The sequence below is a fragment of the Streptomyces sp. NPDC047117 genome, from assembly GCF_040643545.1.
Taxonomy (GTDB): Bacteria; Actinomycetota; Actinomycetes; order Streptomycetales; family Streptomycetaceae; genus Streptomyces.
On sequence record NZ_JBEYUN010000026.1, the window covers coordinates 1 to 17,191 of the forward strand.

The 17,191-nt window shown below is 71.1% G+C and carries 16 protein-coding genes; 11 read left to right on the forward strand and 5 right to left on the reverse strand.

Going from position 1 to position 17,191, the window contains the following annotated elements; translation table 11 throughout:
* Nucleotides 1–181 precede the first annotated feature (181 nt).
* The 4 genes from ABZ840_RS33940 to ABZ840_RS33955 all read right to left on the reverse strand — a co-directional run bounded on the left by ABZ840_RS33940 (nucleotide 182) and on the right by ABZ840_RS33955 (nucleotide 5,158).
* Nucleotides 182–583: a hypothetical protein gene (locus ABZ840_RS33940; RefSeq protein WP_361566643.1), complete on the reverse strand. Its 402-nt coding sequence runs from the start codon at nucleotides 581–583 to the stop codon at nucleotides 182–184.
* An 83-nt stretch (nucleotides 584–666) separates the two neighbouring features.
* Nucleotides 667–1,878, reverse strand: a complete 1,212-nt coding sequence (locus ABZ840_RS33945; protein ID WP_361566646.1) for a pyridoxal phosphate-dependent aminotransferase — start codon at nucleotides 1,876–1,878, stop codon at nucleotides 667–669.
* Between the two features lie 255 nt (nucleotides 1,879–2,133).
* Nucleotides 2,134–3,759: a D-aminoacylase gene (locus tag ABZ840_RS33950; RefSeq protein WP_361566648.1), complete on the reverse strand. Its 1,626-nt coding sequence runs from the start codon at nucleotides 3,757–3,759 to the stop codon at nucleotides 2,134–2,136.
* A 106-nt stretch (nucleotides 3,760–3,865) separates the two neighbouring features.
* Nucleotides 3,866–5,158, reverse strand: a complete 1,293-nt coding sequence (locus ABZ840_RS33955; RefSeq protein ID WP_361566651.1) for an amino acid deaminase — start codon at nucleotides 5,156–5,158, stop codon at nucleotides 3,866–3,868.
* Between the two features lie 232 nt (nucleotides 5,159–5,390).
* Here ABZ840_RS33955 and ABZ840_RS33960 point away from each other — a divergent pair, with 232 nt between their 5' ends.
* From ABZ840_RS33960 to ABZ840_RS33980, 5 genes are all read left to right on the forward strand, one after another.
* Nucleotides 5,391–6,416: a sugar kinase gene (locus ABZ840_RS33960; RefSeq protein WP_361566823.1), complete on the forward strand. Its 1,026-nt coding sequence runs from the start codon at nucleotides 5,391–5,393 to the stop codon at nucleotides 6,414–6,416.
* Nucleotides 6,413–7,189 carry an IclR family transcriptional regulator gene (locus tag ABZ840_RS33965; RefSeq protein WP_361566653.1) on the forward strand — a complete coding sequence of 259 codons (777 nt, stop codon included), beginning with the start codon at nucleotides 6,413–6,415 and terminating at the stop codon, nucleotides 7,187–7,189. The genes ABZ840_RS33960 and ABZ840_RS33965 overlap by 4 nt, the downstream gene beginning before the upstream one ends.
* An 8-nt stretch (nucleotides 7,190–7,197) precedes the next feature.
* Entirely contained in the window at nucleotides 7,198–7,608 is a 411-nt protein-coding gene (locus tag ABZ840_RS33970; protein ID WP_361566655.1) for a RidA family protein, read from the forward strand.
* Between the two features lie 176 nt (nucleotides 7,609–7,784).
* Complete coding sequence (locus tag ABZ840_RS33975) at nucleotides 7,785–9,257, forward strand: gluconate:H+ symporter (RefSeq protein ID WP_361566658.1); 1,473 nt, start codon at nucleotides 7,785–7,787, stop codon at nucleotides 9,255–9,257.
* A gap of 93 nt (nucleotides 9,258–9,350) precedes the next feature.
* A complete protein-coding gene (locus ABZ840_RS33980) occupies nucleotides 9,351–10,262 on the forward strand; it encodes a serine protease (RefSeq protein ID WP_361566661.1) in 912 nt (303 codons plus the stop codon).
* A 117-nt stretch (nucleotides 10,263–10,379) separates the two neighbouring features.
* On the opposite strand, the gene ABZ840_RS33985 is transcribed toward ABZ840_RS33980, so the two are convergent.
* The gene (locus ABZ840_RS33985; RefSeq protein WP_361566664.1) at nucleotides 10,380–11,360 is read right to left on the reverse strand and encodes a chitinase; all 981 of its coding nucleotides are present in this window, start codon (nucleotides 11,358–11,360) and stop codon (nucleotides 10,380–10,382) included.
* A 619-nt stretch (nucleotides 11,361–11,979) separates the two neighbouring features.
* On the opposite strand from ABZ840_RS33985, the gene ABZ840_RS33990 reads away from it, so the two are divergent.
* From ABZ840_RS33990 to ABZ840_RS34015, 6 genes are all read left to right on the forward strand, one after another.
* The gene (locus ABZ840_RS33990) at nucleotides 11,980–12,864 is read left to right on the forward strand and encodes a hypothetical protein (protein ID WP_361566667.1); all 885 of its coding nucleotides are present in this window, start codon (nucleotides 11,980–11,982) and stop codon (nucleotides 12,862–12,864) included.
* A gap of 158 nt (nucleotides 12,865–13,022) precedes the next feature.
* Nucleotides 13,023–13,727, forward strand: a complete 705-nt coding sequence (cpaB, locus tag ABZ840_RS33995; RefSeq protein WP_361566669.1) for a Flp pilus assembly protein CpaB — start codon at nucleotides 13,023–13,025, stop codon at nucleotides 13,725–13,727.
* Between the two features lie 8 nt (nucleotides 13,728–13,735).
* Nucleotides 13,736–15,034: an AAA family ATPase gene (locus ABZ840_RS34000; protein ID WP_361566672.1), complete on the forward strand. Its 1,299-nt coding sequence runs from the start codon at nucleotides 13,736–13,738 to the stop codon at nucleotides 15,032–15,034.
* Between the two features lie 3 nt (nucleotides 15,035–15,037).
* On the forward strand, nucleotides 15,038–15,436 hold the full coding sequence (locus tag ABZ840_RS34005) for a TadE/TadG family type IV pilus assembly protein (protein WP_361566675.1): 399 nt from the start codon (nucleotides 15,038–15,040) through the stop codon (nucleotides 15,434–15,436).
* 3 nt (nucleotides 15,437–15,439) lie between these two features.
* Nucleotides 15,440–15,820: a TadE family protein gene (locus ABZ840_RS34010; protein ID WP_361566678.1), complete on the forward strand. Its 381-nt coding sequence runs from the start codon at nucleotides 15,440–15,442 to the stop codon at nucleotides 15,818–15,820.
* Nucleotides 15,817–17,163: a CpaF family protein gene (locus ABZ840_RS34015; protein WP_361566680.1), complete on the forward strand. Its 1,347-nt coding sequence runs from the start codon at nucleotides 15,817–15,819 to the stop codon at nucleotides 17,161–17,163. The genes ABZ840_RS34010 and ABZ840_RS34015 overlap by 4 nt, the downstream gene beginning before the upstream one ends.
* The last annotated feature ends 28 nt before the right edge of the window (nucleotides 17,164–17,191 follow it).

The following is a 17,191-nucleotide window of genomic DNA, read 5'->3' on the forward strand; positions in this document are numbered from 1 at the left end:
TGTACCGGGCTCTGTTGATGCGTCTCGTCTTGGGGGAATAGCTGGCTTTAGCGGCGGCGGGGAATGGCTCTTTCTATGGGCCCCGGCACCGAATCGGTGCCGGGGCCCTTCTCATGAGGTGGAGCTCCGGGGGCGGACGGGATGAGCACCACGGCCGCCCCCGGAGGTGAAGGGGCGGGGGTCAGGCGGTGGCCAGCTTTCCCGCGTCGTCGTGCAGCCGCAGTACCTCGGCGGCGAGTGCGGCGGCCGCCTTGTCGGACCGGGAGTTGGCCACGACCAGGGCGTTCCCGGCGAGCGTGTGGGCACGCCGGCGGAGCGAGGGCAGCCGGCCCCGGTCGCCGCCGGACGGCCGGGCGCGCAGCGGGAAGTCGCCGCCGCGCAGCCGGGCGACCTGCTCGGCGAGCCGGTCGGCGGCGTCGTCGAGCGCGTCGGACGGCGTGAGCGCACGCAGCTCGTCGAGGGTGGTCAGCAGAGCGGTCAGATGCCCGGCGAGCCGGATGTCCAGTTCCTCCGCGCGGGAGCGGTGCGGGAAATCCTGCTCGGCCATGGAGTGGACCGACTTGGTGCGGATCGGCTCGTACATGGGATGGCCTCCTGGCAACGTCAGGAGACCATCCTACATTAGACCGAGTCTAAAGTTGTCCCGCGTACAGCAACCGGCTGTGCTCAGTACTGTCCGTAGCCGTCCAGGAAGGTGCCGATGCGGGTGACCGCGTCGGTCAGGTCGTCCTTGTTCGGCAGCGTGACCAGGCGGAAGTGGTCCGGCTCGGGCCAGTTGAAGCCCGTACCGTGCACGATCATGATCTTCTCGGCGCGCAGCAGGTCGAGCACCATCTGCCGGTCGTCCTTGATCTTGTACACCTTCGGGTCCAGCCGCGGGAAGGCGTAGAGGGCGCCCCGGGGCTTCACGCAGCTGACCCCCGGGATCTGCGAGAGCAGGTCGAACGCGGCGTCCCGCTGTTCCAGCAGCCGGCCGCCGGGCAGCACCAGGTCGTTGATCGACTGCCGGCCGCCGAGGGCAGTGGCCACCGCGTGCTGGGCAGGCATGTTGGCGCACAGCCGCATGTTCGCCAGGATCGTCAGCCCCTCGATGTACGAGGTGGCGTGCGCCTTGGGGCCGCAGACCGCCAGCCAGCCGCTGCGGTAGCCGGCCACCCGGTACGCCTTGGACAGGCCGTTGAACGTCAGGGTCAGCAGGTCGGGGGCGAGGGCCGCGAACGGGGTGTGCGTGACGCCGTCGTAGAGGATCTTGTCGTAGATCTCGTCGGCGCAGACGATCAGGTTGTGGCGGCGGGCGATCTCCGCGATGCCGCGCAGCAGCTCGTCGTCGTAGACCGCGCCCGTGGGGTTGTTCGGGTTGATGACGACGATGGCCTTGGTGCGGTCGGTGACCTTCCGCTCGATGTCGGCCAGGTCCGGCATCCAGTCCGCCTGCTCGTCGCAGCGGTAGTGCACGGCCGTACCGCCCGACAGCGACACCGACGCCGTCCACAGCGGGTAGTCGGGGGCCGGGACCAGGACCTCGTCGCCGTCGTCCAGCAGCGCCTGCATCGACATCTGGATCAGCTCGGAGACGCCGTTGCCGAGGTAGATGTCGTCGACGGAGAGGTCGATGCCGCGGGTCTGGTAGTGCTGCATGACCGCGCGGCGCGCGGAGAGCAGGCCCTTGGCGTCGCCGTAGCCGTGCGACGTGCCGACCGTGCGGAGGATGTCCTCCAGGATCTCCGGCGGGCAGTCGAAGCCGAACGCGGCGGGGTTGCCGGTGTTGAGCTTGAGGATGCGATGACCTGCTGCCTCCAGCCGCATCGCCTCCTCAAGAACCGGGCCACGGATCTCGTAGCAGACGTTGGCGAGCTTGGTTGACTGGATCACCTGCATGTCCGCCACCCTACGGGCGTGCGACGCGCCCCGCCTGGTGTTATGGGCCACGCCGGGGGCGGCGGGGGAGCGGGCGCCGGGTGGCGCCCACTGCCCCTCGCTGCACATTCCAAGCCACGCGCGACACCGCACCGATATTTCCCATGTGCTCACCATCGCGTGCTTCGCCATCGAAGCCGCACAACGGAATCCGCAGCGGGCGCGGAGCGGTCCGCCGACGGAATGTGAGCTTCGACATGTCCGCCGGTACGGGGCTCAGTCGCGCGTCGCGGGCGTCCGCCGCACCGACCGTCCCGCCAGGACGTCCGTACGCCTGCCGTCCTCGATCACGAAGCGGCCGTCGATGAGCACGTGCGGGATGCCGACCGGCAGGGTGCGCGGCTCCTCGAAGGTCGAGCCCGCCGCCACCGACTCCGGGTCGAACAGCACCAGGTCCGCGCGGTACCCCTCGCGGACCAGCCCGCGGTCCGGCAGCCGCAGCCGGGCGGCGGCCCGCCCCGTGAGGTGCGCGACGCACTCCTCCAGCGAGAGGATGCCCAGCTCACGGACGTACCGGCCCAGGTACTGGGGGAACGTGCCGTACGCCCGCGGGTGCGGCTTGGCGCCCTGCAGGATGCCGTCGCTGCCGCCCGTGTGCACACGGTGCCGCATGATCTGCCGGACGTTCTCCTCGTGCCCGACGTGCTGGAGGATCGTCGAGCCGAGGCGGTCCTCGATGAGCAGCCGGCGGGCGGTCACCCACGGCTCCTCGCCGCGCTCGGCGGCGCTCTGCGCGACGGTCTTCCCGACGTACGCGTCGAGCTCGGGGTGCGCGACGCCGGAGATCTCGATGGCGTCCCACTCGATGGGGACGCCGTGGCAGCCGTCAGCGCCCTCGACCTCCACCACCTCGCGGATGCGGGCCGCCTCGGCGTCGTCCCGCAGCCGGGCCAGGATCCCCTCGGGCCCGCCCTCGCTCGCCCAGCTCGGCAGCATCGCGACGAGCGTGGTGCAGCCGGGGGTGTACGGGTAGGTGTCGAGGCTGATGTCGGCGCCGGAGTCCAGCGCCTTGTCCAGCAGCGTCAGCAGCTCGGGGGCGCGGCCCTTGTTCACGCCGAAGTTCATGGTGGCGTGCGCGAGGTGCAGCGCGCAGCCCGCCTCGCGCGTGAGGCCGACCATCTCCTCGTACGCCTGGAGCGCGCCCGCGCCGTACGAGCGGTGGTGCGGGCAGTAGTAGCCCTCGTAGCGCGCCACCACCCGGCACAGCTCGGTCAGCTCGGCGTCCGAGGCGTACATGCCGGGGGTGTAGGTGAGGCCGGAGGAGAGGCCGACGGCGCCCTCCTCCAGGCCCTCGGCGACCAGCCGCCGCATGTGGGCCAGTTCGGCGTCGGTGGCGGGCCGGTCGTCCCAGCCCAGCGCCAGCATCCGTACGGTGCCCTGCGGGATCAGGTACGCGGCGTTGACCGCGATGCCGTTGCCGTCGAAGCCGTGGTCCAGCCGGTCCAGGTACTCGCCGACCGAACGCCAGCTGAAGTCGATGTCCGAGCCGTCGCCGTTCCAGCCGGCGATCTGGGCGCGGACCTCGGCGAGGGTCCGGTCGTCGACGGGCGCGTACGACAGCCCGTCCTGGCCGATGACCTCCAGCGTGACGCCCTGCGCGGCCTTCGCCTCGTGCGAGGGGTCACGCAGGAGCGCGAGGTCGCTGTGGGCGTGCATGTCGATGAAGCCCGGCGCCAGCGCCAGGCCGGATCCGTCGACAGTGCGGCGCGCCGTGGGGCGTGCGCCGCCGTCAGGTTCGCGGTGGATCGCGGCAATCCGGCCTCCGTCCAAGGCGACGTCGGCGCGGTACGAAGGGGCGCCGGTGCCGTCGATGACGCGGACGTCGCGGACGACGGTGTCCATGTGGGTTGCCTTTCTTTCGGCCCGGGTCCGGGGCACACGTCCTCCGGACGCGGCGTCCTCGATCGCCGGACGGGCTGGGAGGTGGACGGGCTGTTTCTCGGACCTGTCAGAAGAACGTGCGGACGAAGTCCGAGACCGTGCCGTCGGCCTCGACCAGCGGGATGAGCTGCCACTTGTCGAAGGACGTGCACGGGTGGGACAGGCCCATCCCGATCCAGTCGCCGACCTCCAGCTCGGCGCCGGGCTCGGTGCGTACCCAGGCGTGCTGGTCGGAGAGGCCGGTCACGGCGACGCCGGTGGCAGGCCGTACCGATCCGTCCCGGGCGGACCGGACGACCTGCGCCTCGGGCAGGTCGATGTCGTACGCCGCGTCCCGCTTGCCCGCGTTGGCGAACGCCTGCTCGCCGTTGGGGCGCGAGACGACCTGCGCCCAGAGCCGGAAGGCGGGCTGGAGCGCGCCCTCGTCGGGGTGCCGGTTGAAGGGGGTGAGGTGGCGGTAGTGGCCGTCGTCGTGCGAGACGTACGCACCGGACCGCAGCAGCTTCAGCACCGGGCGGGACAGCTCGGGCACCTCGGCGAAGACCTCGGCGACCGTGTCGAACCACGCGCTGCCGCCCGCGCTCAGCACGATCTCGTCCAGGTCGGCGAAGCGGCCGGCCTTGTCGAAGTCGGTGAGCAGGGCGACGAGCCGGCGCAGCCAGGCCGCGACCCGCTCGGAGTCCGCGTCCGGCACCTCGCCCTCGTACCCCGCGATGCCGACCAGGCGGAGGGTGTCGGCGGCGGCTACGGCGTTGGCCAGGTCCAGGCAGGTGGCCTCGTCCCGTACGCCGGTACGGGCCGCGTCGCCCGCGCCCAGCTCGATGACGACGTCCACCGGGCGGGTGGCGCCGGCCTCGACCAGCGCCGCGTTCATCAGCTCGACGCCGCGCAGCGAGTCGACGTAGCAGATGAAGCGGAAGCCGGGGTCGGCGTCCAGCTCGCCGGCCAGCCAGCGCAGCGCGGCGGCGTCCACCAGCTCGTTGGCGAGGAAGATCCGCTGGATGCCGAAGGCGCGGTAGACCCGGGCCTGGTGCGGGACGGCCGCGGTGATGCCCCAGGCGCCGTGCTCCAGCTGGCGCGCGAAGAGCTGCGGGGACATGGAGGTCTTGCCGTGCGGCGCGAAGGCCAGGCCGTGCCGGGCGGAGTAGGTCTCCATGAGCGCGAGGTTGTGCTCGACCGACTCGGCGGACAGGGCGAGTACCGGGGTGGTGAAGCCGCCGGTGAAGAGGTTGCGGCGCTGGGCCGCCAGGTCGCCGACCGTGAGTCCCTCCGCGTCCGGGGGGAGGGCCTTGAAGCGGTGGTCCACCCGTTCGTCGGCGAGCCGTCCGACTGCGTTGTCGGACCGGGGATCGGCGGCCATGGGATTCTCCTCAAATTTCTTGTTGCAACATCTGCAACGCCCATTGCGCATATCGCTGAATGCTGTCTAGCATCCGATTCATCGTCGGGTCAATGGTGGGAAACAGGGAGCTGAACACGCGCTCCGCACCACCGGGACCCCCAGCACACACCGCGAGGAGCAGGGAAACACCGTGACCACAGTGACCACGCCACCGAACGTCACCACCGACGTCGTCTGCCTGGGCGAGTCCATGGTCACCTTCCTGCCCGCACGCCCCGGCAGGCTCGCCGACGTGCCCTCCTTCGACCGCGCCATCGGCGGCGCCGAGTCCAACGTGGCCTGCGCGCTGGCCGCCATCGGGCACCCCGCGCGCTGGATCTCCCGGGTCGGCACGGACGGCTTCGGCGACCACCTCCTGGAGACCGTCGCCGCGCACGGGGTCGACGTCGGCCACGTCCGGCGCGACCCGCGGCGCCCCACCGGCATCTACTTCCGTACGGCGGGCGAGCGCGCCACCGGCGCGGAGGGGGAGCCGGACGGGCAGCTCGCCGAGGTCGTCTACTACCGCGCCGGCTCCGCCGCCTCGGCCCTCGGCCCGGACCTCGCGGACGAGCGGGCCCTGTGGGACGCCCGCGTCGTCCACGTCACCGGCATCACCGCCGCCCTCTCCGACACCTGCCTCGGCCTCCTGGAGAAGATCACCGAGCGCCGCCCCGGCCGCCCGCTGGTTTCCTTCGACCTCAACTACCGCGTCGGCCTGTGGAAGGACCGCGCCGAGCAGGCCCCCGGCATCCTCCTCGGCCTCGCCCGCGGCTGCGACCTGGTCTTCGTCGGCGAGGACGAGGCCGCGGCAGCCTGGGACGTGCACGGCCCCGCCGCCGTGCGCGAGGCCCTTCCCGAGCCCGGCGTGCTCGTCGTCAAGCAGGGCAGCGAGGGCGCCACGGTGTACGAACGGCAGCCCGACGGCACCGACACCGTGACCTTCGCGCCCGCGCTGAGCGTCGAGGTGGCGGCCCCGGTCGGCGCCGGGGACGCCTTCGCCGCGGGGTTCCTCTCCGCGACCCTGCGCGGCCTGCCGGTCTTCGACCGGATCCGGCACGGCCACCTCATCGCCGCGGCCTCCCTCACCGTCCCCGGCGACCTGGCCACCCCGCCCGCGCGGGAGCTCGCCGACCACCTCGTCGCACTCACCCCGGAGGCCTGGGGGACACTGCGACTCGGCCCCGGATGGACCGAGGACGGGGCCGTGGACGTACGGGTGGAGGTCCCTTCATGAGCCAAACTGTCGATCGCGCGCTGAGCATCCTGCCGTTGCTCGCGCAGGGGCCGGCCAACCTGGAGCAGGTCGCCGACCGGCTGGGCGTGCACAAGTCCACCGCGCTGCGGCTGCTGCGCACCCTCCACGAGCACGGCATGGTCTACCGCCAGGCCGACCAGCGCTACCGCCTGGGCGCCCGGCTCTTCGCCCTCGCCCAGGAGGCCGTCGAGAACCTCGACGTGCGCGACATCGCCCACCCCCACCTCGTCGCGCTCAACGAGAAGGTCGGCCACACCATCCACCTCGCGGTGTACGAGGAGAACGAGGTCCTCTACATCGACAAGGTCGAGAGCCGCTATCCGGTACGGATGTACTCGCGGATCGGCAAGCCCGTCGCGATCACCGTCGCCGCGGTCGCCAAGCTGCTGCTCGCCGACCTCCCCGAGCCGGAGCGGCGCGCCGTCGCCGAGCGGCTCGACTACCCCCAGTACACAGCCCGTTCGACCCCCGACGCCACGGCCTTCCTGGCCGAGCTGGCCAAGGTGCGCGAACAGGGCTGGGCCACCGACCTCGGTGGCCACGAGGAGTCCATCAACTGCATCGGGGCACCCATCCGCGGTGCGGACGGCCGGCTGGTCGCGGCGATGTCGGTCTCGGCACCGAACGTCGTCGTCTCCGCCGAGGAACTCCTCACACTGCTCCCGCTGGTACGCCGTACCGCGGACGCCATCAGCCGGGAGTACTCCGGCAACGGCCCGGTAAGAACCCCGCAGGACCACAAGGAAGCCTGAGAACCACCATGACCGAGAAGATCGCCCTCACCCCGGCCACCCACACCACCCCGCCCGCCAAGTTCTCGCACGGCGTCAAGAAGGGCAACATCCTTCAGGTCGCCGGCCAGGTCGGCTTCCTCCCGGCGGAAGAGGGCAAGGCGCCCACCCCCGCGGGCCCGACCCTGCGCGAGCAGACCCTCCAGACCTTCGCCAACGTCAAGGCGATCCTGGAGGAGGGCGGCGCGTCCTGGGACGACGTCATGATGATGCGCGTCTACCTCACGGACGTCGACCACTTCGCCGAGATGAACGAGATCTACAACGCCTACTTCGAGGAGCAGGGCCTGAAGGAGGCGCCGGCCGCGCGTACGACGGTGTACGTCGGCCTGCCCAAGGGCCTGCTCATCGAGATCGACGCGCTCGCCGTCCTCAGCTGAGCCGCACACTCCTCCCGCTTCCCCACGGAAAGAGGCCCCGGTCCCCTTGCCGTTAGCGCGAGTCCACCCCCCGCACCCGCACGTCCTGCCGCACGGCGCGGTGCCCCGTACCGACGGGGCGCCGTGCCGCGGTCCCCCCTGCCTGGAAACCCCCTGCCTGACAACGGAGTCCTGCCATGTTCCTCGCCGCGGCCCCCACCCCAGCGCCACCACCGCACACCGGCGGTCTGCTCGCCGTCATACCGGGCACAGCCGGTCTGCTCACCGTCGCCGCGCTCGGCATCGTTCTGCTCCTCGTCCTGATCATCAAGGTCAGGCTGCAGCCCTTCGTCGCGCTGCTCTCCGTCTCCATCGTGGTCGGCCTGGCCGCCGGCCTCTCCGTCACCGAACTCTTCGGCACCGTCCAGAAGTCCGACGTCGTCTCGATGATCGAGAGCGGCATGGGCGGCATCCTCGGACACGTCGCGATCATCATCGGCCTCGGCACGATGCTCGGCGCGATACTTGAGGTCTCCGGCGGCGCCGAGGTGCTCAGCGCCCGGCTGCTGCGCCTCTTCGGTGAGAAGCGCGCCCCGCTCGCCATGGGCCTGACCGGCCTCATCTTCGGCATCCCGGTCTTCTTCGACGTGGGCATCTTCGTGCTCGCGCCGATCGTCTACGCCGCCGCCAAGCGCTCCGGCAAGTCGGTCGTCCTCTACGCCATGCCGCTGCTGGCCGGCCTGTCCATGACGCACGCCTTCCTGCCGCCGCACCCGGGCCCGGTCGCCGCCGCCGGCCTGTTCAAGGTCGACCTGGGCTGGATCATCCTGATGGGCCTGATCTGCGGCATCCCCGCCGTGCTGGCCGCCTGGGCGTACTCCGCGTGGATCGGCAAGCGGGTCTTCGTGCCCGTGCCGCAGGACATGGTCGAGGCCGCCGAGGAGGCCAAGGCCGCGGTCGCGGCCGAGAAGGCCGCCGCGGGCGTCGACGCCCACGAGAAGCCCGTGCCGCTGGGCACCGTCCTCGCCATCATCGGCACCCCGCTGATCCTCATCCTGCTCGCGACGTTCTCCTCCATCGGGCTGCAGCCGTCCGCAGGCCGCTCGGTCATCGAGTTCTTCGGCCACCCCTTCGTGGCCCTGACCATCGCGCTGATCCTCGCGTACTACCTGCTCGGCATCCGCCGCGGCTGGTCCCGCAAGTCCCTGGAGACGGTCTCCACCGCGTCCCTGAAGCCGGTCGGCAACATCCTGCTGGTCGTCGGCGCCGGCGGCATCTTCGGCGCCGTCCTCAAGGGCAGCGGTGTCGCGGACGCCCTCTCCGACACCTTCCACGACGTGGGCCTGCCCGTCATCGTGCTGGCCTGGCTGCTGTCCGTCGTGCTCCGTGTCGCCCAGGGCTCCGCCACGGTCGCCATCGTCACCACCGCGGGCATCGTCCTGCCGCTGGTCGAGGCCCAGCACCTCTCCCAGCCGCACCTGGCCCTGGTCATCATGGCCATCTCGGCGGGCTCGATCTTCGCGTCGCACGTGAACGACGGCGGCTTCTGGATGGTCTCCAAGTACTTCGGGATCTCCGAGCGCGACACCCTGAAGACCTGGACGGTCCTGGAGTCCGTGCTCTCCGTCGCGGGCTTCGTGGTGGCCGCGGCAGTCAGTCTGGTCGTCTGACGCCCCATTGCCTTCATCCCCCGGCGCCCGGAGTATGTGCATGACAACACCGGGGGGTGAAACCTCCGGTACGCATACCGGAGAGGACCCCACATGCACAGACCTCTCAGCACCGCTCTCGCCGGCGCCGTACTGGGCGCGGCCGCCCTCGTCGGCGCCGGCGCCGGGCCCGCCGTGGCCGACGCGCATCTGCCCGGCGGCGACGGCAGGCCGGCCACGGCCGAGGTTCAGGTCGAGCTCACGCAGCACAAAGCGGCGCCGCGGGCCGTCGACTTCGCCGGCACCGTGGCGCTCAGCAACTGTTCCGGTTCGGTGGTGCGGCTGCCGAACTCCCAGGACACCGACAAGGCGCTGGTCCTCTCCAACGGCCACTGCCTGGAGTCGGGTATGCCGGGGGCCGGCGAGGTCGTCGTCGACAAGGCGTCCAGCCGCAGCTTCACCCTGCTCAGCTCGACCGGCGCCAACAAGGGCACGGTACGGGCGAGCAAGGTCGCGTACGCGACGATGACGGACACCGACGTCTCGCTGTACGAACTCACCTCCACGTACGCCGACATCCAGCGGAAGTACGGCATCAAGGCGCTCGCGCTGGCCACCGAGCGGCCGGCCCAGGGCGCTTCGATCAAGGTCGTCTCCGGTTACTGGAAGAAGATCTACTCCTGCGGCATCGACGGCTTCGCGCCGACGCTGAAGGAGGGGGAGTGGACCTGGAAGGACTCGGTCCGCTACACCTCCGCCTGCAAGACGATCGGCGGCACCTCGGGCTCCCCGGTGGTCGACACCGCCACCGGCAAGGTCGCGGCGGTCAACAACACGCTCAACGAGGACGGCGCGCGCTGCACGCTGAACAACCCGTGCGAGGTGGACGCGGACGGCAACGTGACCGTCCACTCCGGCATCGGCTACGCCCAGCAGACGTACGGGATACCGAAGTGCTTCGGTACGGGCAACAAGCTCGACCTGAGCCGGGAGGGGTGCACGCTGCCCAAGCCGGCCGGGGAGTGACCGCCCCGCCGTGAGACGGAAAAGGGCCCGCCGCCGGGGAGAGCCGGCGGCGGGCCCGTTCGCGGGCGGTGGGGAGACCCGCGATGTGGGGGGTGGTCCGGGGGAGGCGGACGACTGTCAGAGGCCGTGCACGTGCCCGCCCACCTCGTTCGCGAAGGCGTTGTCGTTCGCCGCGTCCCAGTTGGTCGACCAGGTCATGGCGCCCCGCAGCCCGGGGTAGGTCTTGGACGGCTTGAACGCGCCGCAGCCGGTGCCCTTGGTGAGGCAGTCCAGCGCCGCGTTGACCACGGACGGCTCGACGTATCCGCTGCCGGCCGCCTTCGAGGACGCCGGAACGCCGATGCCGACCTGCGACGGATCCAGGCCGTTCTCCAGTTGGATACAGGCCAGCGAGGTGAGGAAGTCCACCGAGCCCTGGCTGTAGACCTTGCCGTCGCAGCCGTTCATGGAGCCGCTGTTGTAGTACTGCATGTTGACGACCGTGAGGAAGTCCTTGATGGCCAGCGCTGTCTTGAAGTACTCGTTCTGCGGCGACTGCATGTCGACGGTCTGCGGCGCCATGGTGACCACCAGGTCGCCGTGCGCGTCGTGCAGCGACTTCAGCGCCTTGGTCATGTAGGTCGAATTGAGGCCGTTCTCCAGGTCGATGTCGACGCCGTCGAAGCCGTATTCCGACATCAGCTTCCCGACCGAATCCGCAAACTTCTGCGCGGAGGCGTCGTCGGCGACCGAGACCGCGCCCTTCTCGCCGCCGACCGAGATGATCACGGACTTGCCGGCCGCCTGCTTGGCCTTGATGTCCGCCTTGAAGTCGTCCACCGAGCCGTAGCCGAGCGCCGGGTCGAGGGTGAAACCGACCTCGCCCGGCGTACCGGTGGCATCCGCGAACGCGACGGCGATGATGTCGTACGCGTCGGGGACATCCTTGAGCTTCTGGACGGTGGCGCCGTTGTCGAAGTTCTGCCAGTAACCGGTGAGCGCGTGCGCAGGTGGGGCGGCGGCCCGGGCCTCGTCGACGGCGCCCGCCGCGGTCAGTCCCGCGGTCGTCAGCGCGGCGGCGGCAAGACAGCCGAGCAGTCTCTTCGTGAGCGTGAACATTCTTGGACGTGCGCGAACCACAACAGCCTCCGTGGGGGGAAGTCGGGTGTTACGGAGTGCGCGCTCAGGGGCCCCTGCGTGCTGCCGTACAACGTGGTCCAGACCAATGGTTCTGTCAAGAGCCGGACCCGAATGGGGAATTGATAGTGATCACTTCCGGGGGAGGTTTCCGGCGACCGTGCGATGAATTCCGGGCAGTCGATGTGTTCCGCAGTCCATTCCGGTGAGAAGGGGGGAATTCCGGCGATGCGGTGCCGTCGCGAAAGGGGCGTAATGGTGGTGAACGGTGCGGAACGGCTGGGTGCTGACGGGGTGTTGTAGGGGGCTACGGGGCAACTGAGCGCCCTATAGCGCCGGTTGTCGGCAATGTCGCGAAATAGACGGTACGCATCTGCGGATGCACGTGCATTTGCGCGTTCTTTTTCAACGGCCATGGATAGATCGAGGTTGATCGGTAAATGATCTCCAGAATGGCTACCGTGAGAACGCTGCCGTGGCGGCCTCCGGAGCCGGCGAAGTGTTTTCTGACGCCTGGGACGCGGCTAAAGTCTGCGGAAGACAGGACACCGCAGCGAGGGAAGTTGTGGAGCGAGTGACGTGGTGAAACGGGGACACACACATGCCGACCGCGATAGCAGTCACCAGTCCTGATCTGGTGCTCGCGCCCCCCGACCGGATCACGCCCCCGGCGCATGTGCTCGGCCCCCCGGAACGCCAGTCGCTGGACGACGCCCTGTCCCAGATGCACTTCCTCCTGGAGCAGCACGGCCACGTCCTCGTGGTCCACTCCCGCGCGGTGTCCGAGGAGCACGTCCGCCGGCTGCACACCCTCCGCGCCGTCCTGGAGAGCGACCGGATCGCCCTGATCGGCAGCGACTTACCGCCGCTCGGCGTCGGCCTGCTGGTCCGTCAGCTGCGCCAGCTGTCCGTCTGCGACGTCGGCCCCGGCGTCCTGGGCGCCGCGGCCCGGCTGCTCACGTACTACATCCACGCGGGCGCGCTGCTGAACAGCGTGACCCGGCTCGACGCCGTGCCCGTGAGCCTGAAGGCGCACGCCCGGTCATGGGTGCCCGGCTCGCAGTTCGCCGTGCTGGCCCACCCCACCCCGCAGCTGGTCATGCCCGGCGCCGAGGACGTCCGGCTCCCGGGCCCGGAGTTCGCCACCCACATGACGGTGGCCGAGGGCCAGTTCACCTCGGAGTGGCTGCACACCCTGGCCGGCCAGTGGGCCGTACAGGCCGTGCACCAGGCCGAACTGCCCGCGGAATCCGCGCGCTGGTGGGGGACCGGCAGGCTGACCGAGTTCGCGGCCGGCATCGCGGACACGGCCGTACTCGCTCAGCTGGTCGCCTCCGTGCACCGCTTTCCCTGCCCCTGGTGCGGCCTGGAACTCATCGGTGACCGCTGCGCGTTCTGCGCCGCTCCCGTGCTTCCCGCCGAACACCGCAGCCCCTCCGGCACCGCCGCAGCGCGCGGAGCCGGACCGTCCGGCCGGTCGCGGTAGCGGCCACCCGGTGCGGCGGCCACAGTGGGCACATGGACGGATTACTCGGCGACGGCGGCACTCCGCCACCCGGTCACGGACCCACCGCTCCCGCGCCTCCCCTGCGTCATGCCCCGCCCCGCTCACCGTAACCGCCCTGAACGAGGTAGTCCGCAACCATGAACTCACGCCAGCGCCGCGGCATCATCCTGCTGCTCCTGTCGGTCCTGTGCGCATTCGGCGCCTTCGCCGGCGTCCTGTCGGTGATCAGCGACGTGGAGTCCAAGGTGGGCCCCGAGGTCTCCGCCTACGAGCTCAGGACCGACGTCGCCGCGTACAAGACCCTGGAGGCGGGGCAGTTCCGGAAGATCCGGCTGCCCGAGCGCTGGCTGCCCAGAACCGCGGTACGGAACCTCGACGAGGTGGTGGGCCGGATCGCGGTCAACCCGCTGCGCAAGGGCTCGCTGCTGCAGCGCGACATGGTCGCCGACCGGCCGGCCCTCCAGCCCGGCCAGCAGGAGATCGCGATCATGATCGACGCGGCGACCGGTGTGGCCGGCAAGATCACGCCCGGTGCCACGGTCAACATCTACGCCACCTTCGCGGGCAAGGAAGGCGACGCCGACAGCTCCAAGGTCATCGTCAGCAACGCCAAGGTCATCGACGTCGGCCGGCTCACCGCGCTCAAGCCGCGGCCCGGCGAGGCGGCGAACGGGGGCGGCGAGGCGGTGCCGATCACCTTCGCGCTCAAGACCCTCGACGCGCAGCGCGTGGCGTACGCGGAGTCCTTCGCCACCCACGTACGCCTGGCGCTGGTCGCGCCGGGCAGCGACGCCACCATCCCGGACGACCAGCGGGACTACACCCTGGCCGGGGACAAGTGAGGTAACGGATGGTCACACGAATCCTCCCGGCCGTCGGGGACGCCGACGCGGCCCGCTCGGTGACGACGCTGCTGAGCCAGCTGCCGGACGCCGACCCCGGCCGGCCCGTCGCCGACTCGACGCTGCTGCTCGACACCCTCGGGCAGCTCGCCGACGAGTCGGTCGCCGACCTGCCGGAGGTCGTCCTCGTGCACGAGCGCGTCGGCCCGCTGCCGGCGCTGGAGCTGGTGCGCGAGGTGGCCCTGCGCTTCCCCGCGGTCGGCGTGGTCCTGATGACCGCCGACGCCGGGCCCTCGGTGTACTCCGCCGCCATGGACGCCGGCGCGCGCGGCGTCGTCGGGCTGCCCCTCTCCTACGACGAGCTGTCGGCGCGGCTCCAGGCCGCCGCCAACTGGGCCACCGGCGTGCGCCGTCACCTCACCGCCGACCCGACGCTGCCGGCCGGGGCCGGCGGCACGGTCATCACGGTCAGCGGCGCCAAGGGCGGCGTCGGCACCACCACGCTCGCCGTGCAGCTGGCGCTGGCCGCCCGGTCGGTGGGCACGCACGTGGCGCTGGTCGACATGGACCTCCAGAGCGGTGACGTCGGCTCGTACCTGGACGTGCAGTTCCGCCGGTCGATCGCCGACCTGGCCGGGATCAAGGACATCTCGCCGCGGGTCCTCCAGGACGTGGTGATGCACCACGAGACGGGCGTCGGGCTGCTGCTCGCGCCGGGCGAGGGCGAGCGCGGCGAGGAGGTGGACGAGCGGACCACCCGGCAGATCATCAACGCGCTGCGCAGCCGGTACCACGTAGTGATCATCGACTGCGGGTCCCAACTGACCGGCGCGAACGCCGCCGCCATCGAGATGGCGGACGGCGCGGTGCTGGTCGTCACCCCGGACGTGGTCACCGTACGGGCCGCCAAGCGCACCGTACGGATGTGGGACCGCCTCCAGGTGCGCAAGGCCGAGGACACCCTCGCGGTGGTCAACCGGCACAACCGCGGCACGGAGATCCAGCCGCCGCTGGTCCAGCGGATCGTCGGCACCCGGGTGGCCCGTACGGCGGTGCCCGCGGGCTTCAAGGAGCTCCAGCCCGCGGTCGACTCGGGCCGGATGCAGGACCTGGACGACCGCGGCACGGTCAAGCAGGCGATGTGGGCGCTGGCCGGCGAACTGGGCCTGGGCCAAGGGCCGGACGACGGGCCGCCGGGGCACGGCCGGAACAGGCGCGGCCGGTACCGCAACGACCGCGGCTCGATCGGGCTCCGGCGGCGCCGGGGCGGCGCGCCCGCCGCCGGCAGACCGGCAGGGGAGGGCTGACGGATGACGGCCTGGCGGGTACGGGTCGCGCGGCGCGTACGGCGGGCGCGGGAGGACCGGGGACAGGTCGCGGTGGAGTTCCTCGGCATGCTGCCGCTCATCGTGATCACCCTGGTGCTGCTGTGGCAGTGCGCGCTGGTCGGCTTCACGTACACGCTGGCCGGCAACGCCGCCGACGGGGCCGCGCGCGCGGCGGGCTCCGGCGGCCCCGGGGCGTGCGAGCGCGGCGGGACGCAGGACCTGGGGGCGAGCTGGCGGGCCACCGCCGCCGTCCGCTGCAGCGACGCTCCCGGCCTGGTCAAGGCCCGGGTCACGCTGCGGGTACCGGTCCTCTTCCCGGGCTCCGTCGCCTTCCCGTTCGACGTCACCGGCGAGGCCGCCGCCGTACGGGAAGGGGACTGAGCCATGGTGCTGCGCGCGAAGAAGAGGGGCGACCGCGGACAGACCGTGGTCGAGTTCCTCGGCATGCTGCCGGTCCTGATCCTGGTGGGTCTGGCCCTGGTCCAGTTCGGCATCGCGGCGTACGCGATCCAGCAGGCCGGTACGGGGGCGCGGGCGGCGGCCCGGACCGCGGGGCTGGACGAGCCGGAGATCGGCTACGTCCAGGCCGGGAAGGCCGCGATGAGCGCCTGGATCGCGGACGGCGCCGACTTCGTCGAGCGCCCCGCGCCGGACCGGGTGTCCGTCACCGCGAAGGTGACGATCCCCTCGGTCATCCCGTTCGTCGACGGCCTCGCCACCGAGAAGACCGTGACCATGCCGCGTACGAAGGAGTCCGCACCATGAGCCTGAGGGCGCGCATCAACGCTCCCGAGGCCCCCAACGGCCAGCAGGAGGAGAACCACCTCGTCGCCGTCTACCGCGGCAAGCTGCTGGAGGAGATCGACCTCGCGGAGATGTCCTCGCTGGCCGCCGCCGAGCGGCGGGCCCGGCTGGAACGCGTACTGGGCCACATCATCAGCCGCGAGGGCCCGGTCCTCTCCACCCACGAGCGGGCCATGCTCATCCGGCGCGTCGTCGACGAGGCGCTGGGCCTGGGCATCCTCGAACCCCTGCTGGAGGACGCCTCGGTCACCGAGATCATGGTGAACGGGCCCGACCAGATCTTCGTGGAGCGGGCCGGCAAGGTCGAGCTGCTGCCACTGCGCTTCGCCTCCAACGAGCAGCTGATGCAGACCATCGAGCGCATCGTCTCCACCGTCAACCGCCGGGTCGACGAGACCAATCCGATGGTCGACGCGCGGCTGCCCTCCGGCGAGCGGGTCAACGTCGTCATCCCGCCGCTCTCGCTGTCCGGCGCCACGCTCACCATCCGCCGCTTCCCCCGCTCCTACACCCTCCGGGAGATGATCGGCCTCGGCTCGCTGGACGAGCACATGCTGATGCTGCTCTCGGGCCTGGTACGGGCGAAGTTCAACGTCGTCGTCTCCGGCGCCACCGGCTCCGGCAAGACCACGCTGCTCAACGCGCTCTCCGGGCTGATCCCCGAAGGTGAGCGCATCATCACCATCGAGGACTCCGCCGAGCTCCAGCTCCAGCAGACGCACGTCATCACGCTGGAGGCCCGTCCGGCCAACGTCGAGGGCAAGGGCCGGATCACCATCCGCGACCTGGTGCGCAACTCGCTGCGGATGCGCCCCGACCGGATCATCGTCGGCGAGGTGCGCGGCGGTGAGACGCTGGACATGCTCCAGGCGATGTCCACCGGTCACGACGGCTCGCTGGCCACCGTGCACGCCAACAGCGCGGAGGACGCGCTGATGCGGCTCCAGACCCTGGCGTCGATGTCCGAGGTCGAGATCCCGTTCGTGGCGATCAAGGACCAGATCAACAGCGCGCTGGACGTCCTCGTCCAGCTCACCCGGCACGCCGACGGCACCCGGAAGATCAGCGAGATCGCGATCGTGGACTCCCGCGGCCGCGAGGACTACCGCATCGTCTCGGTCGCCAGATTCGTGCCGCAGCCGATGGGCCCGGACGGCACGGTGCACGGCGCCTTCGAGTACTACCCGCTGCCCCGCCGGGTCGCCGAACGCCTCTACATGAAGAACGAGCCGCTTCCCGCCGCCTTCGGCGTCGCCGACGACGCCGGACAGCTCGTCGTCCGCAAGGGCGAGTACCCCGCCTGACCCTCCGTCCGCCCCCGCCCCCTCCCGG